Here is a 24,091-nt window from a genome sequence, read left to right on the forward strand (position 1 = left end):
ACGTTCCAGTGGAGGTGTGCGGGCATGGTCCTCTCCATCAAGGCGAAGCGCGACGAACTCGGCATCACCACGGGCGAGTTGCTCATCGGCGGCGTCTGGCGCCCGGCCGCCGACGGCCGCACCTGGATCCACCCGCATCCGGCCACCGGCGAGGAGGTCGGCGCGTTCGCCGTCGCCACACCTGAGGACGTGGACGCCGCGGTGCGCGCGGCTCGCACGGCGTTCGACGAGGGGCCGTGGCCGCGTACCCGGGCCAAGGAGCGCATCCGGGTGCTGCGCCGGATCGCCGACGCCATCCGCGCTGACGCCACCGGCCTGCAGGCCACGCAGGCCCTGGACAACGGGGTGCCGATCAGCTTCGGCGAGACGTACGCCATGTCGATGGAGTGTGTCGCCGACATCTTCGACCACCATGCCGGCTGGGTGGACAAGCTCGGCGGTGAGACGCTGCCCGGTTATCAGGGCGGCGAGCACATGGTGCTCACCCTGCGCGAACCGGTCGGCGTGGTCGCCGCGGTCATCCCGTGGAACGGCCCGCTGCTGCTCGCCGCGCAGAAACTGGCCCCGGCCCTGGCGGCCGGCTGCACGGTGGTGCTCAAGCCGTCGGAGTACGCGACGTTCTCGGCGCTGCGGCTCGCGAGGATCGTCGAGGCGGCGGGGCTGCCCGAGGGTGTTTTCAACGTGGTGACCGGCCCCGGCGAGCCGACCGGCGAGGCCCTGATCAACCACCCGCTCGTCGACAAGGTCACGTTCACCGGCAGCCGCGCGATCGGGCGGCGGGTGCTCGCCGCAGCGGCCGGCGGGGTGAAACGGACCAGTCTGGAGCTCGGCGGCAAGAGCCCGTCGCTGGTCTTCGCCGACGCCGACGTCTACGCGGCCGCCACCACCACGATGGGCATGGTCACGCTCGGGTTGTCCGGCCAGGCGTGTGTGGCGCACTCCCGGGCGCTGGTGCATCGCGACGTCTACGACGAGTTCCTCGCCATCGTCGAGGCGATGGCGGCGCTTGTCACCTACGGCGACCCGTTCCATCCGGAGACAACGGCTTCGCCACTGATCAACGAGCGCCAGATGAATCGGGTCCTCGGGTACATCGAGCAGGGCCAGGCCGAGGGGGCACGCCTCGTGGTCGGTGGCGGGCGGCCGGACGGCGAGCTGGCGAGCGGCAACTTCGTCGCGCCGACCGTCTTCGCCGACGTCAGCAACGACGCCACCATCGCCCGGGAGGAGATCTTCGGCCCGGTCCTGGCCGTGGTGCCGTTCACCGGCGAGGACGAGGCGGTGCGGCTCGCCAACGACACCACGTACGGGCTGGCCGCCACGGTCTGGACCAACGACGTGAAGCGGGCGATGCGGCTTGCCCGGGCCGTGCGCGCCGGGACGGTCGGTGTCAACGGATACCAGCTGGAGCCGCACGTGGCGTTCGGCGGGTTCGGGCAGTCCGGCCTGGGCCGGGAGGGTGGTCGCACGTCGATCGAGGCGTACACCGAGCTCAAGACCGTGCTCATCCCCATCACCGACGAGATGATGTAGCCTTCCCTTCCTAGACGACACTCGTCTAGGAAAGGTGGGGCAGCAGTGGAGAAGCTTGCCGGCGGGCTCGTCTCGATCGAGGTGCCGATTCCGGACAACCCGCTGCGCTACACGCTGTCCTACCTGATCCCCGGCGACCACGGCATGGTCGTGGTCGACCCCGGCTGGGACAGCGACGCCGGCTGGAACGCGCTTGTCGGAGGTCTTGCCGAGGCCGGCGCCGCCCCGGCCGACGTCACCGGTGTGGTGCTCACCCACGTGCATCCCGATCACCACGGACTGACCGCCCGGCTGCGGGACGCCTCCGGCGCGTGGATCGCCATGCACCCGGCCGAGCGCGCCTCGATGCTGCGCGACCGGGAGACCGCCCCGAGCCACGCACTCGGCGCCTGGATGCGCGGCCTGCGGGTGCCGGACGCCGAGGTCGACGACCTGCTCGGCACGTTCGGCGCCGCCGTCGACTCGCACTTCGCGCCGATGGCGGACGCCACCGTGCTCCTCGACGACGGCGACTTCGTGCCGCTGCCCGGTCGCCGGCTCCAGGCCGTCTGGACGCCCGGGCACACACCAGGCCACCTGTGCCTGCTCGAACCGGACGCCCAGGTGCTGCTCACCGGTGACCACGTGCTGCCCCGGATCAGCCCCAACATCGGCCTCTCGCTGACCGGTGGCGACCCGCTCACCGACTATCTCGCGTCGCTGGAGAAGGTGGCGGCCTACGACGCGTGCGAGGCACTGCCTGGGCACGAGCACCGGTTCCGCGGAATCGCGGCCAGGGCTGCGGCCTTGGACGCCCACCACCGGGATCGCTGCGACGAGATCGTCGAGGTGGTCGGGCGCCTCGACCAGCCGACGATCTGGGAGCTGGCAGCCGCACTGACCTGGTCCCGGCCGTGGGAGAAGATCGGCCCGATGAAGGTGGGCGCGATCGCCGAGACCGCCGCCCACGTCGAGCTGCTGGTGAAAGCCGGCCGTCTGACCTGGGACCGGTCGGGCACCCGGCTGCTCAGCCCGGCGGTGGCGGGATTACCGGGTCACTGACTTCAGGACGAAGTCGACCAGCTCTTCGGCGTAGCGGTCGGCGCCGGCTTTCACCTGGTCGCGCAGGTGGGCCGGTGCCACCAGGGCGTGGTTGAGCGCGCCGCCGCTGATCGTGTCGAGCAGCAGGGTCACGCTGGTGTCCGCGCCGAGCTGGCCGCGGTCGATGCCACGCCGCACGATCGCGCGGGCGGCCACGGCCTGCGACTGGAGGAATCGGTCCAGGTGCTCCTGGCCGGCCGGGACACTCGCCGCTTCGACGGTCAGCCGCAGCACGGCGCCGCCGTCCTCACCGAGGAACGCGTTCAGCACCTGCCGGGCGAGGGCGACCAGGTCGTCGCGTACCGAGCCGGTGTCGATGTCCTTGACCCCGGAAAGCCTGCTCGCCAGAGCGGCGACCAGCAGCGCTTCCTTGTTGGGCCAGCGCAGGTAGATCGAGGCCTTGCCGACGCCGGCGCGCCGGGCCACCGCGTCGACCGAGAAGCCGGACCAGCCCTGCGTGCCGAACAGCTCGGCCGCGGCCCGGGTGATCCGGTCGTCGACCTCGGGGTCGCGCGGCCGCCCGGCCTGGGTTCCAGCAGACATGGTGGAAGACGTTAGCCGAGCAGCTTGCGATGATCCCAGCTGGCGATGCGTACCGGCTCCACGATGTATGCGGCCCGCTTGCGCGCGGCATGCGAGACGTACGCGTCGAGCGCGTCAGCCGGCACGTCCGGCATCCGGGCCGCGATGAGCCGGCCGACAGCGGTGACGCCGTCGAGATCGTCGATGCGCCGTGCTTCGCCGGACACCTGCACGCCGCGCAGCTCGAAGTAGTCCTCACCCTCCTCGACCAGGCAGGTCAGCCGGGGATCGCGGTCCAGGTTCCGGGCCTTCTGCGCGGCTCGGTAGGTCCAGAACGCGATCCGGCCGCCGGTGAGCCCGAAGAACATCGTGACCAGGTGCGGTGTGCCGTCCGGGTTGATCGTGGCGAGCTGCATCTTCCTCGCCGACGACAGGAGACCGATCTGCTCGTCGTCCGTCATCGACACCGTCTCGCGCTGTTTCACCGTGTCTCCCCGCCGAAACCGATTGTGGTATCGGCCAACGGTAATGTCTGCTCGCACACGAAGCCCGGTTTCGGCGGCACCTCGGTGAAGACCGTGCTCAGCGCGGCCTCGACCTCGTGCGGCGTCCACTCGCCGGTCGCGGCCCGGAACACCGCGCGCACGGTCGGCGGCCCGAGCACTGCCACGACGCCGCCATGCACGACGAACACCTCACCGGTGATCCGGTCGCCGGCCGGTCCGGCCAGGTGCAGCACGAGCGGGGTCACGTGCCGGGGCGCCATCGGGTCTTTTCCGTCCGGCGGCGGGCCCATCAGGTCGCCGGTCATCGCGGTGCGGGCTCGGGGACAGATGGCGTTCGCGCGTACCCCATAGGGAGCGCAACCACGCGCTGTCGCCAGCGTCAGTGCGACGATGCCGCCTTTGGCGGCAGCGTAATTCGCCTGCCCGGCGGAACCGAGCAGGAAGGCCTCCGAGGCCGTGTTGATGATTCTTGCGTACGCCGGACGGCCCTCCCGCTTGCTCGTGTCCCGCCAGTGCGCGGTGGCCAGCCGGGTGGTCAGGAAGTGTCCGCGCAGGTGCACCCGGATCACGGTGTCCCACTCCTGCTCGCTCATCGCGAAGACCATCCGGTCACGCAGCACGCCGGCGTTGTTGACCAGCACGCCGAGCCCACCGAACGTCCCGATCGCCGTGCTGAGCAGCGCCTGCGCGGTCGACCACTCGCCGATGTCGCCGGGGCAGGCGACCGCCTCGCCGCCGTTCTTGCGGATGTTCTCCATCGTCTCGTCCAGCGCCGGACCGGGCAGATCGTTGAGCACGACCCGGTATCCGGCCGCGGCGAGGGCGGTGGCCTCGGCCGCGCCGAGTCCCTGCCCGGCGCCCGTGACGATGGCGACCTCGCCGCTCATCTCAGTAACCCGGTCCGCTGAGCAGGCCGCCGTCGGCGAGGAACTCGGCGCCGGTGGTGTACGACGACTCGTCGGAAGCCAGGAACGCGACCAGACGGGAGATCTCCACCGGCTCGGCGAACCGGGCGATCGGCAGTGCCTTGAGGAAACCGCTGCCGTCCACACCGGTCATGGTCCGCGCGGCGGCCAGGGCCATCGAGGTCATCACGCCACCCGGGTGCACCGAGTTGACCCGGATGCCGAACGGGCCGAGCTCCTGCGCGGCCGAGCGGGTCAGGCCACGCACCCCGAACTTGCTGGCGCTGTACGCCGAAAGCCCGGCCGCGCCGGCGATGCCCTCGATCGACGAGATGTTGACGATCGAGCCGCCGCCGGCGTCGCGCATCGGCGGCACGACCTGGCGGACGCCGAGCCAGGAGCCGACCAGGTTGACGTCGATGACGTGCCGGAACTCGTCCGGATCCATCTCGGCGACCGGGCCGTGCCGCAGGATCCCGGCGTTGTTCACCAGGATGTCGATCTTCCCGAAGGCGGTTGTCGCCGCCTCCACCGCCGCCGCCCAGTCGCCGGCGCTTGTCACGTCGTGCCGGACGAACACGCCACCGACCTCGTCGGCGACCCGGCGCCCTTTCTCTTCCAGCACATCACCGATCACCACGCGGGCGCCCTCGGCCACGAAGTGCCGGGCATGCGCCTTGCCCATGCCCCGCGCCCCACCGGTGATCAGTGCGACCTTGCCGTCGAGCCGCCCCATCGCGCCCCCTGCCGATTGGAAACCAAACGCTTGCTTGGTCCTGACGGTAGACCGGCGCGGCGCGCGGCGCTACGGCCGTGCGGTGATGCCGTCGAAGAGCAGGCGCAAGAGGCCGTCGACGATCTGGCCATCGGTCCAGGCGTTCGTCGATTGGGCCCAGGACGTCGGCATCCAGAGGATGTCGCGCAGCAGCCGGTAGGTCAGGCGGGTGTCCAGGTCGGACCGGAACAGCCCGGCCTGTTTGCCGCGGTCCAGCTGGACGGTCCAGGTGTGCTCGATCTCCTTCATGGCGGTCCGCAGGTACCCGAACCGCGGCTGCGCGCTGAAGTAGGTCCAGTCGTTCTGCAGCATCGTCAGCGCCGCCCGGTGCCGGCTCAGGGTGGCCGTGCTGGACCGGACGATCTCCTCGATCGCCGCCCGGGGATCCTCGATCACCGCCGCCGCGCGATAACCGGCGAGCACGTCGTCGAGGAACGCGCTGAGCAGCTCGTCGCCGATCGACTCCTTCGAGTCGAAGTGGTGGTACAGGCTGCCGGACAGGATCCCGGCAGCGTCCGCGATCTCGCGCACCGTGGTGGCCCGGAAGCCCTTCTCGGCGAAGAGGTCGCCGGCGAGCTGGACCAGGTGCGTACGCCGCTCGGAGTTTTTCGGGGTCGTCACCAGTCCCATTATGCGTGGCGCCCAAACGCTTGCTTGGTACCACCCTCGCCGATAGCGTAGAACGCGTTCTACTTTCGAGGGGGTGGCGGGATGCGCGCGGCGGTTCTGCACACGATCGGCGACGAGAAGCTCGACATCCGGGACGACGTGAGCGTCCTCGGCCCCGGCCCCGGCGAGGTGCACCTGCGGGTCCGCGCCTCCGGTGTCTGCCACTCCGACCTGTCCGCGCTCAACGGCGGCCTGCCGCAGCCGGTCCCGGCCGTGCTCGGCCACGAGGCAGCCGGTGACGTGATCGCCGTCGGCGCCGGCGTGGAGGACCTGGCGCCCGGCGACCGGATCGCGGTGAACTGGCTGCCCTCCTGCGGGGTCTGTGCGCACTGCCTGTGCGGCGAGACTTATCTCTGCATGACCCACGTGATGGCCGGTTACGTGATGCCGCGCTTCATGGCCGGCGAGCTGCCGATCTTCGGAATGGCCGGCTGCGGCGCGTTCGCCGAGGAGATGGTGGTGCCCCGGGCCGGCGCTGTGAAGATCGCCGGCGACGTGCCCTACGAGGTCGCGGCCCTGGTCGGCTGCGGTGTCACCACCGGTGTCGGCGCGGTCATCAACACGGCGAAGGTGCGGCCCGGCGATACCGTCGTGATCATCGGCTGCGGTGGCGTGGGCATCGCCGCGGTGCAGGGCGCCCGGGTGGCCGGCGCGGCCGTGATCGTCGCGGTCGACACCGTGCCGGCCCGGCACGAGGCGGCCCTGCGCTTCGGCGCCACCCACAGCTGTGATCCGGACTCGCTGGGCGACCTGTCCGCCGAGCTCACCGGCGGTGATGGGTTCGACTATGCGTTCGACGTGGTGGCCGCGCCGCAGACGCTGCGCGCCGCGTGGACGGCCTGCCGTCGCGGCGGGACCGTCGTGGTGGTCGGTGCCGGTCGCGCCGACCAGTTCGTCGAGTTCAGCCCGTTCGAGCTGCTCTTCGAGAGCAAGACGATAGTGCCGTCGCTCTACGGCTCGGCGGAGCCGCACCGGGACTTCGGCCGTCTGCTCGCCCTGTGGCGGGCCGGCCGGCTCGACATCGAGGGCATGATCAGCCGCCGGCTCCGGCTGGACCAGGTCGGTGACGCGCTGACCAGCCTGGGCAGCGGTGATGTGATCCGCCAGGTGATCGTGCACTGATGCGACTAGGCATTCAGATCGGTTACAGCGGTGAGGGCTTCGCGGACGCGGTCGACGAGGTCGTTGAGTTCGAGGAGGCCGGGGCCGAGCTGGTCGTGGTCCCGGAGGCGTACAGCTTCGACGCGGTCAGCCAGCTCGGTTATCTCGCGGCCCGGACCCGGCGGATGGCGCTGGCCTCCGGGGTGATGCAGCTCTACACCCGGACGCCGACGCTGACAGCGATGACCGCGGCCGGGATCGACTACGTGTCCGGCGGGCGGTTCTCCCTCGGGCTCGGCGTCTCCGGACCCCAGGTGATCGAGGGGTTCCACGGGGTGCGGTACGACGCTCCGGTCGCGCGTACCCGGGAGGTGGTCGAGATCTGCCGGCGGGTGTGGCGGCGGGAGAGGCTGGTTTTCGAGGGCGAGCACTACCGGGTGCCGCTGCCGGGGGACTACGCGAAACCGCTCAAGCTGATCAATCGCCCGGTCCGGGAGCGGATCCCGGTCCTGCTGGCCGCGATGGGTCCGCGCAACGTCGCACTGGCCGCCGAGATCGCCGAGGGATGGCAGGCGCTGTTCTTCGACCCGCGTGCGGCCGGCCGGGTCTTCGGGGACGCTCTGGCCGACGGACTGTCCCGTCGCGACACCGCGCTCGGACCGTTGGACGTGTCGGTTCCCGTACCCTTTGGGCTTGGTGAGGTGTCGTTGAGCGCGCATCGCGCGCAGCTCGCGCTTTATCTCGGTGGGATGGGTGCGCGGGGGCGGAACTTCTCCAACGACCTGATCAAACGGTACGGGTACCCGGCCGAGGCCTCGCTGATCCAGGATCTGTTCCTCAGTGGCCGGCGGGCCGAGGCGGCGGCGGCCGTTCCGGACGATCTCGTGGCGGCGACGTCGCTGGTGGGCCGGCCTGATCAGGTGCGGCGGCGGCTCGACGAACTGGCAGCCGCGGGAGTGACGACGCTGCTGGTGTCGCCACTGGCCGCGACCAGGGCCGAGCGGGTGAAAGACGTGGCACTGCTCAGGGACATGCTCTAGAAGAAATCGCCGTCGAAGATGTCCGGGCCTCCTCCGCCGCCGTGGTGACCCATTCCCATCAGCGAGTCGAGCAGCAGCATGCCGCCGATCGTGCCCGCGCCGGCCGCCAACGCCGTCTTCCACCAGGGCGTGGAATACCAGCCGGCCGGCATCGGGCGGCCGTTCTGGTAACCGCCCGGGTAGTAGTACGGCGTCGCCGAGGAGTGCTGCGGGCCGACCCGGTAACCGTTCATCTCGTGCTCGTTCGTGACCGTCCCGGCTTCGGCCGCGGCGAGCGCCGGCAGCTCCGGGCCCGGGTCCAGGCCGAGGGTGATCCGGGCCGCCCGGACGTACGCGAGACCTTCGAGGGCACTCTCCCGGGCCAGCCGATACTGGGTGACCGTTCGTGCCTGGGAGAGCTGGGCGCCGGCGGCCTGGTGACGTTCGGTCGCGTCGACCAGGGCCTGGCGGGCAACGTCGCCGTCGGCCTGCAGGTTCAGCAGCTGGCCGCCGAGGCGCTCGTACCATCTGCTCGCGTCGGCGCGGGCATCCGCGAGGAACTCGTCGCCGCGTGCCACCCGGGTGCGCCGGCCACCACCGTTGACCAGGACCATGACACCGGCGCCGAGCAGGATCAGAAGCAGCAGAATCATCATGGAATCGATGGTGGGCGCGCGATCTGAGCGCCCGCCGTCGGCTGTCTGTGAGCGGTCTATGAGCCTCCGAATTTCCCGGATTGCCCGGAAAAGCCCGCTTAGGGTGGGGCGCATGAGAATGTTGACGAAAATTGCCGCCTCGCTGACCGCCGGGGTGGTGGCCGGGTTGGCCTTTTCCGCTCCCGCCGTGGCCGCGCCGGCGAAGCTCGCGGACGGGCTGCTCACCGAGAAGGACCTGCCCAAGGGCAAGGGATGGGCGGCGTTCGACGCCGAGGTGATGGGCGCCGGTCTGCTGCCCGGGCTGATCGACCCGAACTCGCTGGGCGGGGACCCGTGCAAGGTGCCGGACGTGCCGCCGCTCAAGGATCTGCTGGCCCCGGCGACGACTCAGCCGGTGGCACCCCGGACCGCCGGCAAGGTGAAGCTCGAACTCGCCGCCTTCATGAAGGGCGCCGACGGCCCGATGCTGCTCCAGACGCTCGCCGGCACCGGCAAGAAGGCTGCCCACGATCTCGTCGACGGCACCCGGGACATGCTCAAGCGCTGCCCGACCGTGAAGAGCGGCAACCTCAGGATGGAGATGTCGGCGCTGAAGGCGTTCCCGAAGGTCGGCGACGACTCGCAGGCCATCTCGGTGATCGTCACGCTCAAGGACGGCAACTTCGAGATCGCCGTACCCGGCAAGCTTGTCGCCGTGGCGCAGGACGACGTCTACGCGACAGTGGCGCTTGTCGGCTCCGAGGAGCCGGAGACCGCCGAGCTGAAGAAGCTCACGAAGCGTGCCCTGAAGAAGCTCGACAAGGCGCTCTGATCCGTCCGGGCCCGGCTCCTTACAGGCTGCCGGGCCCCGGCGGACCAATACCACCAAAACAACCATGAAAAGCACTCTTACGGCATAACGTCCCGAACGTGAAAGGAGTCGCGCCGTTAGGCGTCGCCGTCCTGCTGGGTACGTTGTTCCTGCTTTTACCGGGTGTGGAAACGACAGTGCCGGCACGCGCCGCGCAGACCACCTGTCCCGCACCGGTGACGATCGCGAACGGTGACTTCGAGGCGCCGGTGATCGCCGCGAACTCGATGTCGCTGATCGCCGAGGGCCCGGACATGCCCGGCTGGAAGACCACCGCCCCGGACAAGGTGTTCGAGCTGTGGCGCGAGGTCCGGCAGACCTTCACCTCCGCCTCCGGCAACCAGTTCGTCGAGCTCAACGCCAACTACGTCTCCCAGCTGTACCAGGACCTGCCGACCACGCCCGGCCAGACGCTGCGCTGGGAGCTGCGGCACCGCGGCCGGCTCGGCACCGACGTGATGGCCACCAAGATCGGGCCGCCCGGCGGCACCCTGGTCCAGCAGGGCTCGCTGATCACCGACGGCTCCGCGGCGTGGGGGACCTGGTCCGGCATCTATACCGTGCCGGCCGGGCAGACCGTCTCCCGGTTCGCGTTCGATTCGATCTCGGCGGCGCAGAACAAGCCGACGTACGGCAACTTCCTCGACGGCATCTCGTTCGGCAACTCGCCCTGCCTGGTCAGCACGACCTCGGTCTCCGCCGGGTCGGGCAACGTCGGCGACGTGCTCACCTACACCGTCAACGCCTCCAACCAGGGCGGCAACCCGGCGAAGAACGTGATCTTCACGGACGACCTGCCGGCCGGGGTGACGTTCGTGCCCGGCTCGATCAAGACGATCACCGGCTCCAGCTCGACGACGGTTTCCGACGCGGCCGACTCCGACACCGGCGAGTACGACGCGGCTTCGCGTACCGTCCGGGTCCGTGCCGGAACCGGCGCGGGCGCGAGCTCCGGTGGTCAGCTCCCGGTGACCGAGTCACGATCCTTCAGCTACCAGGTACGCGTGACCTCGGCGGCCGCCGCCTCGACGATCAGCAACGCGGCCGCCGTCTCCTACCTCGACGCGCTCACCAGCACGACGGTGACCTCGACCTCCAGCACTGCCGGGACGACCATCGCGTCCGCCGCCGACCTCGCCGTCACCGCCGCGGTGGTCGCACCCGGCACGATCGCCGGCTCGCCCGCCGCCACCGTGCTCACCGTGCTCAACAAGGGCCCGAACACGGCGAACACCGTGCAGGTGAGCTCGGTGATCCCGTTCGGCATCATCGGAATCGGCGCCACGTCGCCGCAGGGCACCTGCACCGTCTCCGGTTACGTGGCGACCTGCGACATACCCTCACTGGCCGCCGGGGCCACCGCCACCATGAACATCACCGGCACCGTCATACCCCAGGCCACCCCGGGTGTCCAGGCAACCCTGACGGCGTCGGCGACCAGCGCCACGTACGAGATCAGTCAGGCCGACAACGCCACGTCGGTGAGTTCCACGGTCGCCACGCACACCGACCTTCGGGTGGTTCAGGCGTACACACCCGCGGTGCCGGTCGCCGGAACCACCGTGACCTACACCGCGACAGTGACCAACAACGGTCCCTCGACGGCTCGCGACATCATGCTGACCGACCCGATCGTCACCGGGTCCACGTTCATCAGTGCCACCCCCTCGGCCGGCACGTGTGCGCTCGCCGCGGCCACCCGCACGGTCGAGTGCACCCTGCCCACCACCGATCCGGGCGTCTCGCGCACCGTCACCATCGTGGTGCAGCTCGACTCCAGCGGCACCGGCGCTGTCAACAACGCCGTCTCGGTCAGCTCGTCGACACCCGAGACCGACATCACCGACAACAACTACTCGGTGCAGTCGGCCGGCACCGCCGAGGCCGACGTCGGCGTGCAGCTCACCATCGGCGCGACCAGCGCCAAACCGGGTGACACCGTGCCGTTCACGCTGACCGTCACCAACAACGGCCCGTCGGCGGCGACGAACGTCTCGTTCAACACGGTCGTGCCGGTCGGGTTCACCGTGAACCGGCCCTCGTCGCAGTACTGCACCGCCAGCGCCTGCACGTTGCCGCTGCTGCCGGCGCAGTCGCCGTACAACGTCGTGCGGATCTCCGGCACCGTCACCGTCGGCGCCAACGCGGCAGCCGGCCCGCAGCGGGCCGGCACCACGGTCATCTCGCCGACCACCGACCCGAGCTCGGCGAACGACACCTCGGTCGTCCTGTTCACCATCGAACTCGAAGCCGACCTGACGGTGAGCCAGGTGATCACCAACGACACCGACACCACTCAGCCGCTGATCGCCGGGCACAACGCCAAAGGTGTCGTCACGGTCGGCAACGACGGTCCCACCCGGGCCGAGGGTGTCGTGCTGCGCCAGGCCATCCCGGCCGGCCGGCCCATCCCGGTAGCCACCCAGAGCGGCGGGACCTGCGCCTTCCAAGGCTCCGGCGCGCCCGGCACGGTCACCGCCGACGGCGGTATCTACGTCTGCACCCGGCCGTCGCTCGCCACCTCGGCCAGCTGGCAGATCGAGTTCGCCGGGGTGCTGCTGTCGGCGTCGTACTCGGCAACGGTGTACTCGCGTACCGCCACGGTCTCGGCGTCCAGCACCGACCCGGACGGCTCGGACAACAGCGTCACCACCACCCGGACCGTCGAGCACCGCTCCGACCTGCGCGTCACCAAGTCGGTCAGCCCCACCGCGGTGGTGCAGAGCGACCAGCTGACCTTCACGATCCGGGTACGCAACTTCGGGCCGTCCGACGCCACCAGCGTGATGGTGCGCGAGGACGCCGACGCCGGCCTGGTCCTGCTCACCGGCACACCCAGCGCCGGCAGTTACGACGCGGGCGTCAGCATCTGGTCGATTCCGCAGATCACGGCCGGCGCCGCCGCCGAACAGCTGCTGCTCACCGCGAGCGCGCAGGGTTTCGGCTCGCTCTCCAACTCCAGCCGGATCATCGCGTCGAGCAGCACCGATCCGGACACCAGTGACAACGCCGATTCGGCGACCGTCACCGTCACGGCGGCCGCGCCGGTGCTCACCCTCGAGGTGCTCACCACGCTCTCCTCGGGCTCGGCGGTCGGCGCCGCCGCCAACGACACGATCAGTTACCAATACAAGATCACCAACACCGGCAACCTGACCATGAGCAGCCTGTCGGTCAGCGGCACCCGCGGCGGCGCCGGCAACTGCGGCGGCGTCACCAGCCTCGCCCCGGCCGCCGTCGTCACCTGCACGGCCGCCAGCAGCTATCTCGTCACCTCGGCGGACATCACCGCCGGCACCCCGATCAGCGACACGGCAACCGCGAAAGCCCAAGCCCCGATCAACATCGAACCCATTGCGTACGCCCAGACGACCGCCAGTGTCCCGGTAGTGGTCGCCGTCCCGTCGCTGACCGCCGTGGTCACCGCCACCGTCAGCACGGTCAGCCGCCAGAACGCGGCGGCCGCCGGCGACCGCATCGACTACGCGTACGCGGTCACCAACAACGGCAACGTCAACATGGACAGCATCGCGGTCACCGACACCCGGGTCGCACCGGTCAGCTGCCCGCAGAGCACCCTGGTCATCGGCGCCACGATGACCTGCACCATCTCGCCCGCCAACCGGTACCCGGTCACCCCGGCCGACCTCGACACCGGCGGGGCCATCACCAGCTCGGCCACGGTCACCGGCATACCCAGTGGTGCCACGACAGTCAGGACGTACGGGCCGTACAGCGCCTCCGTCACGCTCGCCGTCCCGGCGCCGGCGCTCGCGGTCGTGGTTACCCCGGTCGCGGCGGCCACCGTCGGCGTGGGCGACACCATCGGGTACACGTATGTCGTCACCAACAACGGCAATGTCACCCTCGGCAACCTCACGGTCAGCGACTCCAAGGTCTCCGGCGTCACCTGCCCGGCCACTGTCGCCGCCGGCGCCACCGTGCCCTGCCAGTCCGTCGCCCCGTACCTCGTCAGCCAGGACGACGTCGACGCCGATCGGCCCGTGTCCAACGACGCCATCGTCGCCGGAACGAGCGTGGCGCCCGGCGCCGCGGTCGCCATCGCCGAGGGCGGATCGTCGGTCCCCGTGGTCGGATCCACGCCGCTGCTGACCCTGGCCGTCACCACCAGCGTCAGCCCCGGAGCCCACCAGAGCGGCGTCACCCTCGGCGACCTCGTCGACTCCGAGTACCACGTCCGCAACACCGGCAACGTCACGATGTCCGGCATCTCCGTCACCGACACCCTCGGCGGCGCCGCCTCCTGCCCCTCCACCAGCCTGGCTGTCGGCGCGGACATGGACTGCGACGCGACGACGTACACCGTCCGGCAGATCGACGTCGACACCGGCGGCACCCTGACCGGCGCCGTGCAGCTGCGCGGCCGGACAGCCACCCAGAGCACGGCGAGCCTCCAGGCCACCGCGCCGGTCACCGTGCCGATCGCGCCGGGCACGTCCCGCCTCACCCTCACCGGCCAGGCGCTGGTCACCCCCGACAGCCACCGCAACGGCGTCGAACATGGCGACACCATCGGGTACGAGTACACGGTCACCAACCCCGGCACCGTCACCATGAGTGACGTTGTCGTCGAGGACACCCGGCTCGGCGCCGCGAGCTGCACCCACGACACGCTGGCACCCGGTGGCTCGATGACCTGCCGCTCGCTGGCCCGCTACACCGTGACCGTCCTCGATGTCGCCGCCGGTGGCCAGGTCCGCAACCGGGCGGCGGTCACCGGGCGAAGCGGGGGACAGAACCGCACGTACGGGCCCATCGAGATCGGCGTGCCCGTCCTGGTCAGCGAACCCGCCCTGGTGGTACGCACCACGACGACCGTCACCCCGGCCGCGCACCACGACGCGGCCGAGATCGGCGACACCATCACGTACACCCACGAGGTGATCAACTCGGGGAACCAGCCGGTGACCGGCATCGCCGTCGCCTCCACGCGGGTCGGCCCGGTCAGGTGCCCGCTGGACAGCCTTGCCGTGCGGGAGAGCATGACCTGCACCAGTGGGGTCTACCGGGTCACCCAGGGTGACATCGACGCGGCCACCGCCATCCTCGACCAGGTCACGGTTGTCGGCAACGCCCCGTCGGAGACGTCGTTCGGGCCGTTCACGGTCAGCGTCGGGGTGGCCGATCCGTTGCCCGCGCTGCGGCTGCGGATGTGGGCGTCGATCATCGGGTCGGCTTCGGAGGCCGGGGACGTCGCGGTGCTCGCCGCCACGTCCGCCGACATCGGTGACACCGTGCGGTACCGGTACCAGGTCACCAATGCCGGCAACGTCACCGTTCGCGCCCTGACCGTCACCGACTCCCGGGCCGGATCGGTGACCTGCGCCGACACCCGGCTTGCCGTGGGGGTGTCGACGACCTGTACCGCTGATCGGGCGTACCAGGTCACCCAGGACGACATCGACAACAGCCGGCCGGTCGACGCCCGCGCCACCGCCGCCGGGCTGTGGTCCACCACCGACCGGGGCGTCGGCTCGAACAGCGCCGAGACGACGGTGCCGGTCGTCGCGGCCCGGCCGAAACTGACCGCCGACCAGAAGGCCACCTGGACCGACGTGGACGGCGACGGCAAACTCGGTGTGCCCGACGACGTGGTCTCCACCATCGCCGTGCGCAACGAAGGCAACGTCACGCTCGTCAACGTACGCGTCACCGGCCTGCCGGCGAAGGTGACCTGCCCCGCCACCCGGCTCGCCCCGGGCCGGACGGTCACCTGCAAGTCCGGCGTCTACCACCTGACCGAACACGACGTGGCCAGCGGACGGCACACGTACGAGGTGCTGGTCACCGGCGATCGGACGGCAGCGGCAGCCGATCCGGTGGAGGCCACGGCGCCGTCGACGGTCGTCGTACCCTCGGAAGATCCGCAAGCGGGACCGGATGACCCACCCGGCACCGTTCCGGTGACCGGCGGCTCTGCCGCCATGTTCCTCGCCGGATTCGCGATGATTCTGGCCGGCGTCGCGTTGCTCCTGGTCACCCGCCGATCGCGCCCTGAGTCCACAGTCGGCTGACCTCCCGGGTCCGTGCCAACGTTCGTGACCTCACAGGAGTTTCACAGACGGTGCGGTGGGATCTGTGCCACGAGGCCGGTGCGAAACCGGCCGACCGGCATGGGGGGAACAGATGACACACCCGAGGAGACGGAGGCCGATCGCGGTCGTCGCGGTGGGCGCGCTACTGCTCACGGGCGCCGGCGTGAGCGCGGCGGAAGCGCGGTGGCACCTCCGCCGCTGTCCTTCGTGGCCGCCGCCAAGACCGTGACCGCCGAGCGGTACGCCGACGGCGACGACGTCTACGTGTACTTCGACCTCGGCCTGCACGTGATCGCGGGCAAGGACCCGTTCGAGATCCGTGCCACCCGCAAGGGTTACGACTCGCCGATCGTCGCGACCCGCACCGTCGTGAAGAACGGCAAGAGGACCCAGGCGGTACTGCCGCTCGGCACGGTCCGTGACTTCACCGGGCTCAAGGACTTCACCACGATCACCATCACCGACAAGGCGGGGAAGGTGGTCACCAGTTACAAGACGGCGTTCTGCGCGAACTCGTACTCGTCCGGGCGTACCCGGCGGGACGCGCCGGCCACGAACCCGTACCCGACCCGGTGCGGCGGGGAGAACCCGTTCACGCTCGGCGCGGTCTGGGGTATCCAGGCGGGCTGGGACGCCGCGGTGCCGGACCAGCCGAACAGCACGACGCTGGCAAAGCTGAAGGCCGGCAAGTACACGGCGACCGCGACGGTGAACGCGAAGTACACCAAGCTGTTCGGGATTCCGGCGAAGCAGGCCAGCGCGAAGGTGGCGCTGAACGTGGTAGACGTGAAGTTCTCCTCCTTCGCCAAGAAGAAGCCGGCCGCGCCGGCTGCCGGGGTGCACGATCTGCACCACGGTGAAGGGGACGCCAGCCGGCAGGTCTCCTCGTTCCTGCCCGAGTTCCGTGCCGCTGCGGCCCGCCCGAAGACGGTCAAGACCGTCCCGGCCGGTCCGAAGCCCGACCTCAAGTCGCTTCCCGCATGGGGCATCTCGCTCTCCGAGGGCGTCAACGAGAAGACCGGCAAGCCGGACGGCAAGACGTACGTCAACTTCGGCGCCACTGTCTGGAACGCCGGCACCTCGCCGCTGCTGGTCGACGGCTTCCGCCGGACCGGCACCGAGGTGATGGATGCGTACCAGTACTTCTTCGACGCCAAGGGCAAGCAGGTCGGCTCCAAGGCCGCCGGAACCATGCAGTGGGACCCGCGTGAGGGCCACCTGCACTGGCACTTCACCGACTTCGCCCAGTACAACCTGCTCGCCGCGGACAAGAAGCTCGTCGTGCACAGCGGCAAGGAGGCGTTCTGCCTGGCCAACACCGACGCCGTCGACTACACGATCAAGGGCGCGAAGTGGCGGCCGGACAACACCGATCTCGCGACGTCGTGCGGTGCCAACACCGTCGTCGCGGTGCGGGAGGTCCTGGACATCGGCAACGGTGACACGTACAGCCAGGACCGGCCGGGCCAGTCCTTCGACATCACCAAGCTGAAGAACGGCACCTACTACATCCAGGTGCTCGCCAACCCGTCGAAGAAGCTCGCCGAGACCAGCACCACGAACAACTCGGCGCTGCGCAAGATCGTGATCGGCGGCACGGCCACGAAGCGCACCCTGACCGTCCCGAAGGTCAACGGCATCACCGGCTGACACGTTTCTACAGTTGCCGCCCCGCCCCGCCTCCGAATGGGGCGGGGCGGGTGCGTTGCCGGGAAGGCAGCCGCACCCTGCTCGTTTGGCTCCAACACCGGGGTTGCCCTCGGGCGTGATTGGTATCTAACATTTCAGTTGTGGAGACGGTGGGACGGCATCTGTTGCGGGACGCGGCTTACGGGCGGCTGCTCGGCGCCATCGTCGACGGCACGCTCGCTCCCGGCGCCGCGCTGCGGCCCGACGATCTGGCCGAGCGGCTCGGTCTCTCCCGGGCTCCGATCCGTGAGGCGCTGGCCCGGCTCGCCGGTGAGGGGCTCGTCGAGACGAAGCCGCAGAGTTACACCCGGGTCACCGAGGTGGTCGCCAAGGACGTCGAGGACGCGGCGGCTGTGGTCGGCGCGATGCACGGTCTTGCCGTCCTCTCGATTGCCTCGACATTGACCCCTGACCAGGTGGAACGCATGCGGGAGGCGAACGCCAGGTTTGCCGCCGCCGTCGCCGATGGCGACGTCGAGGCGGCCTTGACCGCCGACGACGAGGTGCACGCGATCCCGCTGCGTGCTTACGGCAATGCCGCGGCCACCGGCACCGTCGATCGATACACCCCTTTGGTACGCCGAGCCGAGCGCCTGCTTTTCACCTCAGCACAAGCCTCCCGCTCGGTGCGGCTGCACGACGAACTCATCGAAGCCCTGGCCACGCGCGACGAGGCGCGGGCCGTCGAGGTCAACTCGACCATCTGGGGCCATCTGCACCACAGCGTCACGTTCTGAGGAGTTCGCATGTCGCTCGCCGATTTCCCCCGCCACCCGCTGCTGTTCGGCCCGTCACCGGTGCACCGCCTCGATCGGCTGACCAGGCATCTCGGCGGCGCGGCCGTCTGGGCCAAGCGGGAGGACTGCAACTCCGGTATCGCGTACGGCGGCAACAAGACCCGCAAGCTGGAATATCTCGTCGCGGACGCGCTCGCGCGGGGTGCCGACACGCTCGTCTCGATCGGCGGGGTGCAGTCGAACCACACCCGGCAGGTCGCGGCCGTCGCCGCGGCCACCGGCCTGAAGTGCGTGCTGGTGCAGGAGAGCTGGGTGGACTGGCCGGACAGCGTCTACGACAAGGTCGGCAACATCCTGATCAGCCGGCTCGCCGGCGCGGACGTCCGGCTGGTGAAGGCCGGTTTCGGCATCGGCTTCAAGGAGAGCTGGGACGCGGCCATCGCCGAGGTCACGGCCGGCGGGGGTACGCCCTACGCCATCCCGGCCGGCGCGTCGGACCATCGCCTCGGCGGGCTCGGCTTCGCGAACTGGGCGTACGAAGTGATCGAGCAGGAGCGTGCGCTGGACGTCTTCTTCGACACGATCATCGTGTGCTCGGTGACCGGCAGCACCCAGGCCGGCATGATCGCCGGGTTCGCGGCCGCCGGTGGACGCCCGCGCCGGGTGATCGGGATCGACGGCTCGGCCAAGCCGGTGGAGACGCGTGACCAGGTGGCGCGGATCGCGCGGGCCACGGCCTCGCTGATCGGCGTCGAGCGGGACCTGACCGAGGACGAGATCATCCTGGACGAGCGGTACCACGGCGGTGTCTACGGCATCCCGGACACCGCGACGCTCGACGCGATGAAGCTGGCGGCCCGGACCGAGGGCATGGTGACCGACCCGGTTTACGAGGGCAAGTCGATGGCCGGGCTGATCGACCTGGTCGGCCGTGGTGAGATCGCCCGGGACTCGAACGTGCTTTACGCGCACCTCGGCGGACAGCCGGCGCTCAACGCGTACGCGGGTCTTTTCTCCTGAAAGTTACTCGGACCAGAAGACTTCGACGTGGGTGTGGTCCTCCGGGTCGGTGACACAGCGGAACTCGGCGCCGGGGATCGCAAGACCCGCCTCGGCGGGCGTGAGCGACTCGCGCACGACGGTGTCGACCTCCTCGGTGCCGTCGTACGCGTGGAGGCGGAGCTCCACCCGATAGACGTCAGCCTTGTGGGTGTCCGAGATTGATTGGACCGTGGCTATGCAGGGGCGCCCGTCGCTGATCTCGCCCTGGTCGAACTGGTCGACGTCGATGAGGCGGCTGACCAGCCAGGTGATGCCGCTGACCACGCCGAGCAACACGGCGACGATGCTCGCGGGGAGCATCCAGCCGAAGTGAAGCCTTCTCCTCATGCACGTTCTCCCCGGTGTCGCCGCGATTCCCGGCCTTGATCGGGCGGCGGCTGGAGCGTATCCGCCTTACCTGGAGGAAACCTTCGCGTCGCCTGCCGGTCCCCCTCGAATCGGCAGGCGACGCGCTCAGGCGCGGGTGACCACCGCGTGGTCGAGGACGCGCAGGCCGGGTGGCAGGCTCTTGAGCCCGGTCGCGGACTCGTCGTTTGCCTGCCTGGTCTGGAAGTCGGCGAAGTCGCCGGTCTCAGCCGGGCCGGTCAGATAGAGGTAGAGCGTGTACTGGCCCTTCTCCTTGGGGTTGCCGAGCGGGACATCTTCGAACGACCAGCCGCCGTCGTTCACCGTGCAGATGCCGATCGGGTACCAGAGCCCGTCGGACCGGACCACCAGCCAGAGATCGTTGTCGGCCGGGAGGTTCGCCGCCGTGCCTTCGGCGTCGATCGTTGCCGCTGTCGTGTTGTGCTGCGGGGCGGACGGGTTGCTGAAGGACGACTGGGGCCGCCTCCAGTCGAGCCAGAAGCCCTTGACCACCGGGACGGCCGCGACGAGCGCGGCGACCGCGGCGACGAGCGCGATCGTCAGGTTGATCTTGTCAGCGCGACTCCACATCGAATCTCCCCATCTGGACGGGGGCGGCCGGACGTTGCCGCATCCGACCGCCTGCCGCGCAATCCAACCCAGCCGGGGAGATCTCCAGGTAGGGGTTCCGGACTGGCCGGACAACCCCGGATCAGGTCCCGGACAACTCCGGACGCCCGGATCAGCAGGGCGCGGTGTAGGGATCGCCGGGTACGTACTGCTCCCATTCCTGCCGGGTCACCGGTTCGCCGGCGGTGGCGCACACCCAGGCGGACACCCTTCCGGGATCGAGCTCCCACAGCCGGATACGGGCGTCCTGGCCGGCCGAGACCAGCGTGTGCCCGTCCGCGGCGAAAGCCACCGTCCGAGCAGGCTCGGACAGCCCGCGCAGGATCATCGATGGAGTGCGTTCCGTGACGTCGTCCCAGACCAGGATCGTGCGGTCCGCCGAGGCGGCCGCGAGGGTATGTCCATCAGGAGCGAAGGCGACCCAGTAGACGTTCGCGCCGGCCCCGGTCAGCATCCCGGCGTCTCGCACGATCTCCGAACCGGTGACGTCCCACAGCCGGACGCTGCGGTCGGCGCTCCCGGCCGCGAGGTACCGACTGTCCGCGCTGAAGGCGACGCTGTACACGTATCCGCCGAATCCGCCTAGGTCGGCACCGCGTTGCCGGGGCCGGGCCGGGTCGCTGAGGTCGACGAGCCGGACGGTGTTGGCCGTGGTGCCGATCGCCAGCGACCGCCCGTCCGGGCTGATCGCCACGGAGTAGACGATCGCGCTGCCCAAGCCGATGCTCGCGATGGCCCGCCCGTCTCCGCGTGTGTCCCAGATCTTCACGGTCCGGTCCTGGCCACCGGCGACGACATGATCACCGCCGGGGCTGAAGGCGACGGTCTCGACGAGGTCGGCAAGGCCGGTCAGCGGCACCCCGGCACGCCGGGGCCGGGCCGGGTCGCTGACGTCCCAGAGATGTACCGGCCCGGTTCGGGTGCCGATGGCGAGCAGCCTTCCATCAGGGCTCAGGGCGGTGGTGCCGGCGTAGGGAACGTCGTCATCGGTGCTGGTCAGGACGGGTCCGATGGGCGCTGGGCGACGAGGGTCGGTGATGTCGGCGAGCCGGGTCGCCCGGTCCTTGGAGGCCGCGGCGGCGACGATCGGGGTGTTCGTACCCCGGCTGACCCCGGCCGCCACGTTGAAGATCGTTCCGCCGGCGCCGCCCAGGCTGGGCTCGCCGGCGCGCCACACCCGCACCGTCGCGTCGCCGCTGCCGGCGACGACGCTGTCGCCGGCACCGAAAGCGATCGAGGTGAGTTGCGCGGGACCGGTGAGGGTCGCGGCAGGCGCGCCGGTTCCGGCTTCCCAGCTGCTGATCGTACGATCGGAGGCCGCCGCCGCCACGATTGTTCCGTCTTTGCTGAACGCGACCGCGTTGATCCAGCTCGACGGGCCGGCCAATGGAGCGAGACGTGCTGCGGGCCGGGCCGGATCGGTGATGTTCCAGAGCCGTACCGTCTGATCCCGGCTGCCTGAGGCGATCGTCCGGCTGTCCGGGCTGAACGCGACAGCGGTGACGTCACCCTCGTGCCCGGCCAGCGTCACCGGAGCGCCGCCTGCTGCCGGCCACAGCCGGACCTCTGCTCCCTGGCCGGCGGCGAGGACCCGGCCGTCCGGGCTGAAGGCTATCGAGGTGACCGGGAGACGAGTGGTCTCGCCGGTTTCCAGGGACGGGAGCGCGGTGCCGCCGGACCAGCGCCAGATCCGGCCGTCGGCGGAACCGGCGGCGATCGTCCGGCCGTCCGGGCTGTACGCGACCGAGTACACGGTCGCCGACGGCCCGGTCAGCGGCGGCAGCGGCACCGCCCGTGTGGTGTCGGTGATGTCCCATCGGTGCAGCGCTCCCTCGCTGCCGGCCGCCACCAGGGTGCGGCCGTCGGGGCTGAAGGCGACCGTGTACACGGTTCCGGACGGCCCGGTCAGCGCCTCACCGAGGGTGGTCAGGGGCCCGCCGGGTCCGCCGTCGCGCCACAACCGGACGGTTCCGCCGGCGCTGCCCGCCGCGATCACCGACTCGCCGGGCGCGACCGCCACCGCCTGTACCTCGCCGGCGAAGCCGCCGAGCCGGGTAGCCGCTGGTCCGGCGTACGCCTGGAGCAGGCTGGCCCGGGCCTCCGGTGTCGGTGTGAGCCGGTACGCGGCCAGGCTCAGTTGCATGGCGAGCGGAGCGTCCGTCTCGCGCAGTGTGTCCGCGCGTCCGGCGAGCAGGCGGCTGACCGCGTCACGGCGCTGCTCGTCGCCGAGGGCACGCTGACGCTCGACCTCCCCGCGGCGATCGAGGGCGTAACCGGTGGACAGCAGCAGGGTCAAGGAGAGCACGCTGAGCGTGGCCACGGTCCGGCGCAGCACGGTCGTGCGGCGCCGTGCGTGCCGCTCACCGGCGGCGAGGAAGTCGCTGACCTGCGCTGTCGGGTCGGCGCGCGGCCCGGATGCCCAGCTCTGCGCTGCTGCCAGGCGAGTGCCTTGGTAGAGGTCCTCGGGGTGCCGTCCGTCCCGGTCCCAGGCCTTCGCGGCGGCGATGACCTGGGCGCGGATCAGCAGGCTGTTACGGTCGGCGTCGAGCCAGTCGCGCAGCTGCGGCCAGCCGGTGATCAGTGCTTCGTGGCTTACTTCGATGTATCTCTCACCGGCGGTGAGGAGCCGGGCATCGACGAACTCGCGGACGATGTCGTCCACGATCACCGGGTCGCCGACCTCGGCGGAAAGGCTGTCACGGCTGAGTCGCCGACGGGTGTCCGGCGAGTCCGGGTGCAGATGCACGAGGCTGAGGAAGAGCCGTCTCGCGAGTTCCTGCTGGTGAGCGTCGAGCCCCAGGTACACCGTGTCGGCCGTGTTCGCGACGGCGCCGTGGATGCCGCGGGTCTCGCGGTACGCCGCGACGGTGAGCTCCCCGCCGGCGATCTTCCAGGTGCTGAGCAGCGCGTGCGAGAGCATCGGCAGCACGCCGGGTCCGCCGATGGCCTCCCTGACGATGAGTTCGACCAGCCCGTCCTCGGGCTTCACACCCACCCGCTCAGCCGGCCTCCGGATGACCTGCCGCAACTCGTCGGCATCGAGGGGGCCGACGGTGATCTGACCGTCCCGGATCGCGTCGACCATGCCGCGGTGACCGAGCAACTGGTCGTAGAAGTCCGCGCGCAGGCCGAGCACCACGACCGCACCGCCGGGCGGATTCGCCAGGTCGTGCACGCCGGCCAGGTAGCGGTCCTGTTGGTCTTCGGTGAACGCGTTCGTGAAGATCTCCTCGAATTGGTCGATCACCACGAGTCGCCGCCCCGGCTCACCGGCCGTGGATGGTTCCGGCTTGTCCACAGGGGTTCGCACCGAGATGGTCACCGGCTCGCCGGCAAGCGCCGGAATCACCCCGGCGCGCAGCAACGAGGACTTCCCCGACCCGGACGGGCCAACCACGATCAGGATTCCGCCACCGTTCTCCCAGAGCTCACGGATCCGGTCGAGGATCTGCCGGGTCAGCGTCTCGCGGCCGAAGAAGAGCTCGGCGTGGGCTGCCTCGAAGGCCTCCAGCCCCCGGTACGGTTCCCGCGCCGTGCGGCGCGGTCCGGCCTTCAGGCGTACGCGTCGCCAGGCGGCCAGCCACTCGTCCGTGTCCGTGACGCCGAGGACCTCGAGCAGCGCTGCGAAGAGGGCAGCGCTCTGTGGCCCGGGCAGCGATGTGCCGCTGACCCAGTCACCCACCGTGCTGTGTCCCGGCTGGGTACCGAGGCCCGGTTCCGCGATGAGCCAGGCATCGTCGGAGACCTCGCGGACGGTCCGTCCGGTGTGTTGCCACAGCTCCCGCAGGTGCTTGCGTAACTCGGCGGCGGTGCGGATCTCGGCGGGGTCGATACCGGGCACGCGGTCATTATCGACAATCGACGGTTTCGCGTCGGTCCTCTGTCGCGTTTCGGATACCGGCGTTGACCGGCTTCCCTGTCGGCCGGACACTTCCATGTCGGCCGGACGCTTCCAT

The 24,091-nt window shown here is 70.3% G+C and carries 18 protein-coding genes; 9 read left to right on the forward strand and 9 right to left on the reverse strand.

Annotated elements, in window-relative coordinates:
- Nucleotides 1-24: 24 nt before the first annotated feature.
- Both ACQP2E_RS10735 and ACQP2E_RS10740 read left to right on the forward strand, forming a co-directional pair.
- Nucleotides 25-1,533 (forward strand): aldehyde dehydrogenase family protein, encoded by a 1,509-nt coding sequence (locus tag ACQP2E_RS10735; protein ID WP_433830387.1) that lies wholly within the window; start codon nt 25-27, stop codon nt 1,531-1,533.
- A 45-nt stretch (nt 1,534-1,578) separates the two neighbouring features.
- Nucleotides 1,579-2,574, forward strand: a complete 996-nt coding sequence (locus ACQP2E_RS10740; protein ID WP_433830389.1) for an MBL fold metallo-hydrolase — start codon at nt 1,579-1,581, stop codon at nt 2,572-2,574.
- On the opposite strand, the gene ACQP2E_RS10745 is transcribed toward ACQP2E_RS10740, so the two are convergent.
- From ACQP2E_RS10745 to ACQP2E_RS10765, 5 genes are all read right to left on the reverse strand, one after another.
- Nucleotides 2,560-3,156 carry a TetR/AcrR family transcriptional regulator gene (locus ACQP2E_RS10745; RefSeq protein WP_433830391.1) on the reverse strand — a complete coding sequence of 199 codons (597 nt, stop codon included), beginning with the start codon at nt 3,154-3,156 and terminating at the stop codon, nt 2,560-2,562. The two genes, ACQP2E_RS10740 and ACQP2E_RS10745, sit on opposite strands and share 15 nt — an antisense overlap.
- Before the next feature lie 11 nt (nt 3,157-3,167).
- On the reverse strand, nt 3,168-3,620 hold the full coding sequence (locus ACQP2E_RS10750; RefSeq protein ID WP_433830393.1) for a pyridoxamine 5'-phosphate oxidase family protein: 453 nt from the start codon (nt 3,618-3,620) through the stop codon (nt 3,168-3,170).
- Nucleotides 3,617-4,528, reverse strand: coding sequence for an SDR family NAD(P)-dependent oxidoreductase (locus ACQP2E_RS10755; RefSeq protein ID WP_433830395.1), 912 nt, complete (start codon nt 4,526-4,528; stop codon nt 3,617-3,619). Before ACQP2E_RS10755 ends, ACQP2E_RS10750 begins: the two co-directional genes overlap by 4 nt.
- Before the next feature lies 1 nt (nt 4,529).
- Nucleotides 4,530-5,282, reverse strand: a complete 753-nt coding sequence (locus ACQP2E_RS10760; protein ID WP_433830397.1) for a glucose 1-dehydrogenase — start codon at nt 5,280-5,282, stop codon at nt 4,530-4,532.
- Nucleotides 5,283-5,351: 69 nt separating this feature from the next.
- Nucleotides 5,352-5,942 (reverse strand): TetR/AcrR family transcriptional regulator, encoded by a 591-nt coding sequence (locus tag ACQP2E_RS10765; protein WP_433830399.1) that lies wholly within the window; start codon nt 5,940-5,942, stop codon nt 5,352-5,354.
- Between the two features lie 90 nt (nt 5,943-6,032).
- On the opposite strand from ACQP2E_RS10765, the gene ACQP2E_RS10770 reads away from it, so the two are divergent.
- Nucleotides 6,033-7,112 carry a zinc-binding dehydrogenase gene (locus ACQP2E_RS10770; RefSeq protein WP_433830401.1) on the forward strand — a complete coding sequence of 360 codons (1,080 nt, stop codon included), beginning with the start codon at nt 6,033-6,035 and terminating at the stop codon, nt 7,110-7,112.
- Nucleotides 7,112-8,131, forward strand: coding sequence for an LLM class F420-dependent oxidoreductase (locus ACQP2E_RS10775; RefSeq protein ID WP_433830403.1), 1,020 nt, complete (start codon nt 7,112-7,114; stop codon nt 8,129-8,131). Before ACQP2E_RS10770 ends, ACQP2E_RS10775 begins: the two co-directional genes overlap by 1 nt.
- Here ACQP2E_RS10775 and ACQP2E_RS10780 read toward each other — a convergent pair.
- Nucleotides 8,128-8,766, reverse strand: coding sequence for a hypothetical protein (locus ACQP2E_RS10780; RefSeq protein WP_433830405.1), 639 nt, complete (start codon nt 8,764-8,766; stop codon nt 8,128-8,130). The two genes, ACQP2E_RS10775 and ACQP2E_RS10780, sit on opposite strands and share 4 nt — an antisense overlap.
- A 112-nt stretch (nt 8,767-8,878) precedes the next feature.
- Here ACQP2E_RS10780 and ACQP2E_RS10785 point away from each other — a divergent pair, with 112 nt between their 5' ends.
- The 5 genes from ACQP2E_RS10785 to ACQP2E_RS10805 all read left to right on the forward strand — a co-directional run bounded on the left by ACQP2E_RS10785 (nt 8,879) and on the right by ACQP2E_RS10805 (nt 19,118).
- Nucleotides 8,879-9,577 (forward strand): hypothetical protein, encoded by a 699-nt coding sequence (locus tag ACQP2E_RS10785; protein ID WP_433830407.1) that lies wholly within the window; start codon nt 8,879-8,881, stop codon nt 9,575-9,577.
- Nucleotides 9,578-9,675: 98 nt separating this feature from the next.
- The gene (locus ACQP2E_RS10790) at nt 9,676-15,651 is read left to right on the forward strand and encodes a DUF7507 domain-containing protein (protein ID WP_433830409.1); all 5,976 of its coding nucleotides are present in this window, start codon (nt 9,676-9,678) and stop codon (nt 15,649-15,651) included.
- 204 nt (nt 15,652-15,855) lie between these two features.
- The gene (locus tag ACQP2E_RS10795; protein WP_433830411.1) at nt 15,856-17,322 is read left to right on the forward strand and encodes a lysyl oxidase family protein; all 1,467 of its coding nucleotides are present in this window, start codon (nt 15,856-15,858) and stop codon (nt 17,320-17,322) included.
- A gap of 140 nt (nt 17,323-17,462) precedes the next feature.
- The gene (locus tag ACQP2E_RS10800; protein WP_433830413.1) at nt 17,463-18,098 is read left to right on the forward strand and encodes a GntR family transcriptional regulator; all 636 of its coding nucleotides are present in this window, start codon (nt 17,463-17,465) and stop codon (nt 18,096-18,098) included.
- Between the two features lie 9 nt (nt 18,099-18,107).
- Nucleotides 18,108-19,118, forward strand: coding sequence for a 1-aminocyclopropane-1-carboxylate deaminase (locus ACQP2E_RS10805; RefSeq protein ID WP_433830415.1), 1,011 nt, complete (start codon nt 18,108-18,110; stop codon nt 19,116-19,118).
- 3 nt (nt 19,119-19,121) lie between these two features.
- Here ACQP2E_RS10805 and ACQP2E_RS10810 read toward each other — a convergent pair whose 3' ends face one another.
- From ACQP2E_RS10810 to ACQP2E_RS10820, 3 genes are all read right to left on the reverse strand, one after another.
- Nucleotides 19,122-19,487 (reverse strand): hypothetical protein, encoded by a 366-nt coding sequence (locus ACQP2E_RS10810; protein ID WP_433830417.1) that lies wholly within the window; start codon nt 19,485-19,487, stop codon nt 19,122-19,124.
- Between the two features lie 126 nt (nt 19,488-19,613).
- Nucleotides 19,614-20,096, reverse strand: coding sequence for a hypothetical protein (locus ACQP2E_RS10815; RefSeq protein WP_433830419.1), 483 nt, complete (start codon nt 20,094-20,096; stop codon nt 19,614-19,616).
- A gap of 151 nt (nt 20,097-20,247) precedes the next feature.
- Nucleotides 20,248-23,976 carry a hypothetical protein gene (locus ACQP2E_RS10820; protein ID WP_433830421.1) on the reverse strand — a complete coding sequence of 1,243 codons (3,729 nt, stop codon included), beginning with the start codon at nt 23,974-23,976 and terminating at the stop codon, nt 20,248-20,250.
- Nucleotides 23,977-24,091 lie beyond the last annotated feature (115 nt).

The organism is Actinoplanes sp. CA-015351, from assembly GCF_050955685.1.
In the GTDB taxonomy this organism is placed as follows: domain Bacteria; phylum Actinomycetota; class Actinomycetes; order Mycobacteriales; family Micromonosporaceae; genus Actinoplanes.

Coding starts and splice junctions, on each gene's coding strand:
- ACQP2E_RS10815 (WP_433830419.1), bottom strand. CDS start 20,096: ATGTGGAGTCGCGCTGACAAGATCAACCTGACGATCGCGCTCGTCGCC.
- ACQP2E_RS10810 (WP_433830417.1), bottom strand. CDS start 19,487: ATGAGGAGAAGGCTTCACTTCGGCTGGATGCTCCCCGCGAGCATCGTC.
- ACQP2E_RS10785 (WP_433830407.1), top strand. CDS start 8,879: ATGAGAATGTTGACGAAAATTGCCGCCTCGCTGACCGCCGGGGTGGTG.
- ACQP2E_RS10745 (WP_433830391.1), bottom strand. CDS start 3,156: ATGTCTGCTGGAACCCAGGCCGGGCGGCCGCGCGACCCCGAGGTCGAC.
- ACQP2E_RS10760 (WP_433830397.1), bottom strand. CDS start 5,282: ATGGGGCGGCTCGACGGCAAGGTCGCACTGATCACCGGTGGGGCGCGG.
- ACQP2E_RS10755 (WP_433830395.1), bottom strand. CDS start 4,528: ATGAGCGGCGAGGTCGCCATCGTCACGGGCGCCGGGCAGGGACTCGGC.
- ACQP2E_RS10780 (WP_433830405.1), bottom strand. CDS start 8,766: ATGATGATTCTGCTGCTTCTGATCCTGCTCGGCGCCGGTGTCATGGTC.
- ACQP2E_RS10775 (WP_433830403.1), top strand. CDS start 7,112: ATGCGACTAGGCATTCAGATCGGTTACAGCGGTGAGGGCTTCGCGGAC.
- ACQP2E_RS10805 (WP_433830415.1), top strand. CDS start 18,108: ATGTCGCTCGCCGATTTCCCCCGCCACCCGCTGCTGTTCGGCCCGTCA.
- ACQP2E_RS10770 (WP_433830401.1), top strand. CDS start 6,033: ATGCGCGCGGCGGTTCTGCACACGATCGGCGACGAGAAGCTCGACATC.
- ACQP2E_RS10735 (WP_433830387.1), top strand. CDS start 25: ATGGTCCTCTCCATCAAGGCGAAGCGCGACGAACTCGGCATCACCACG.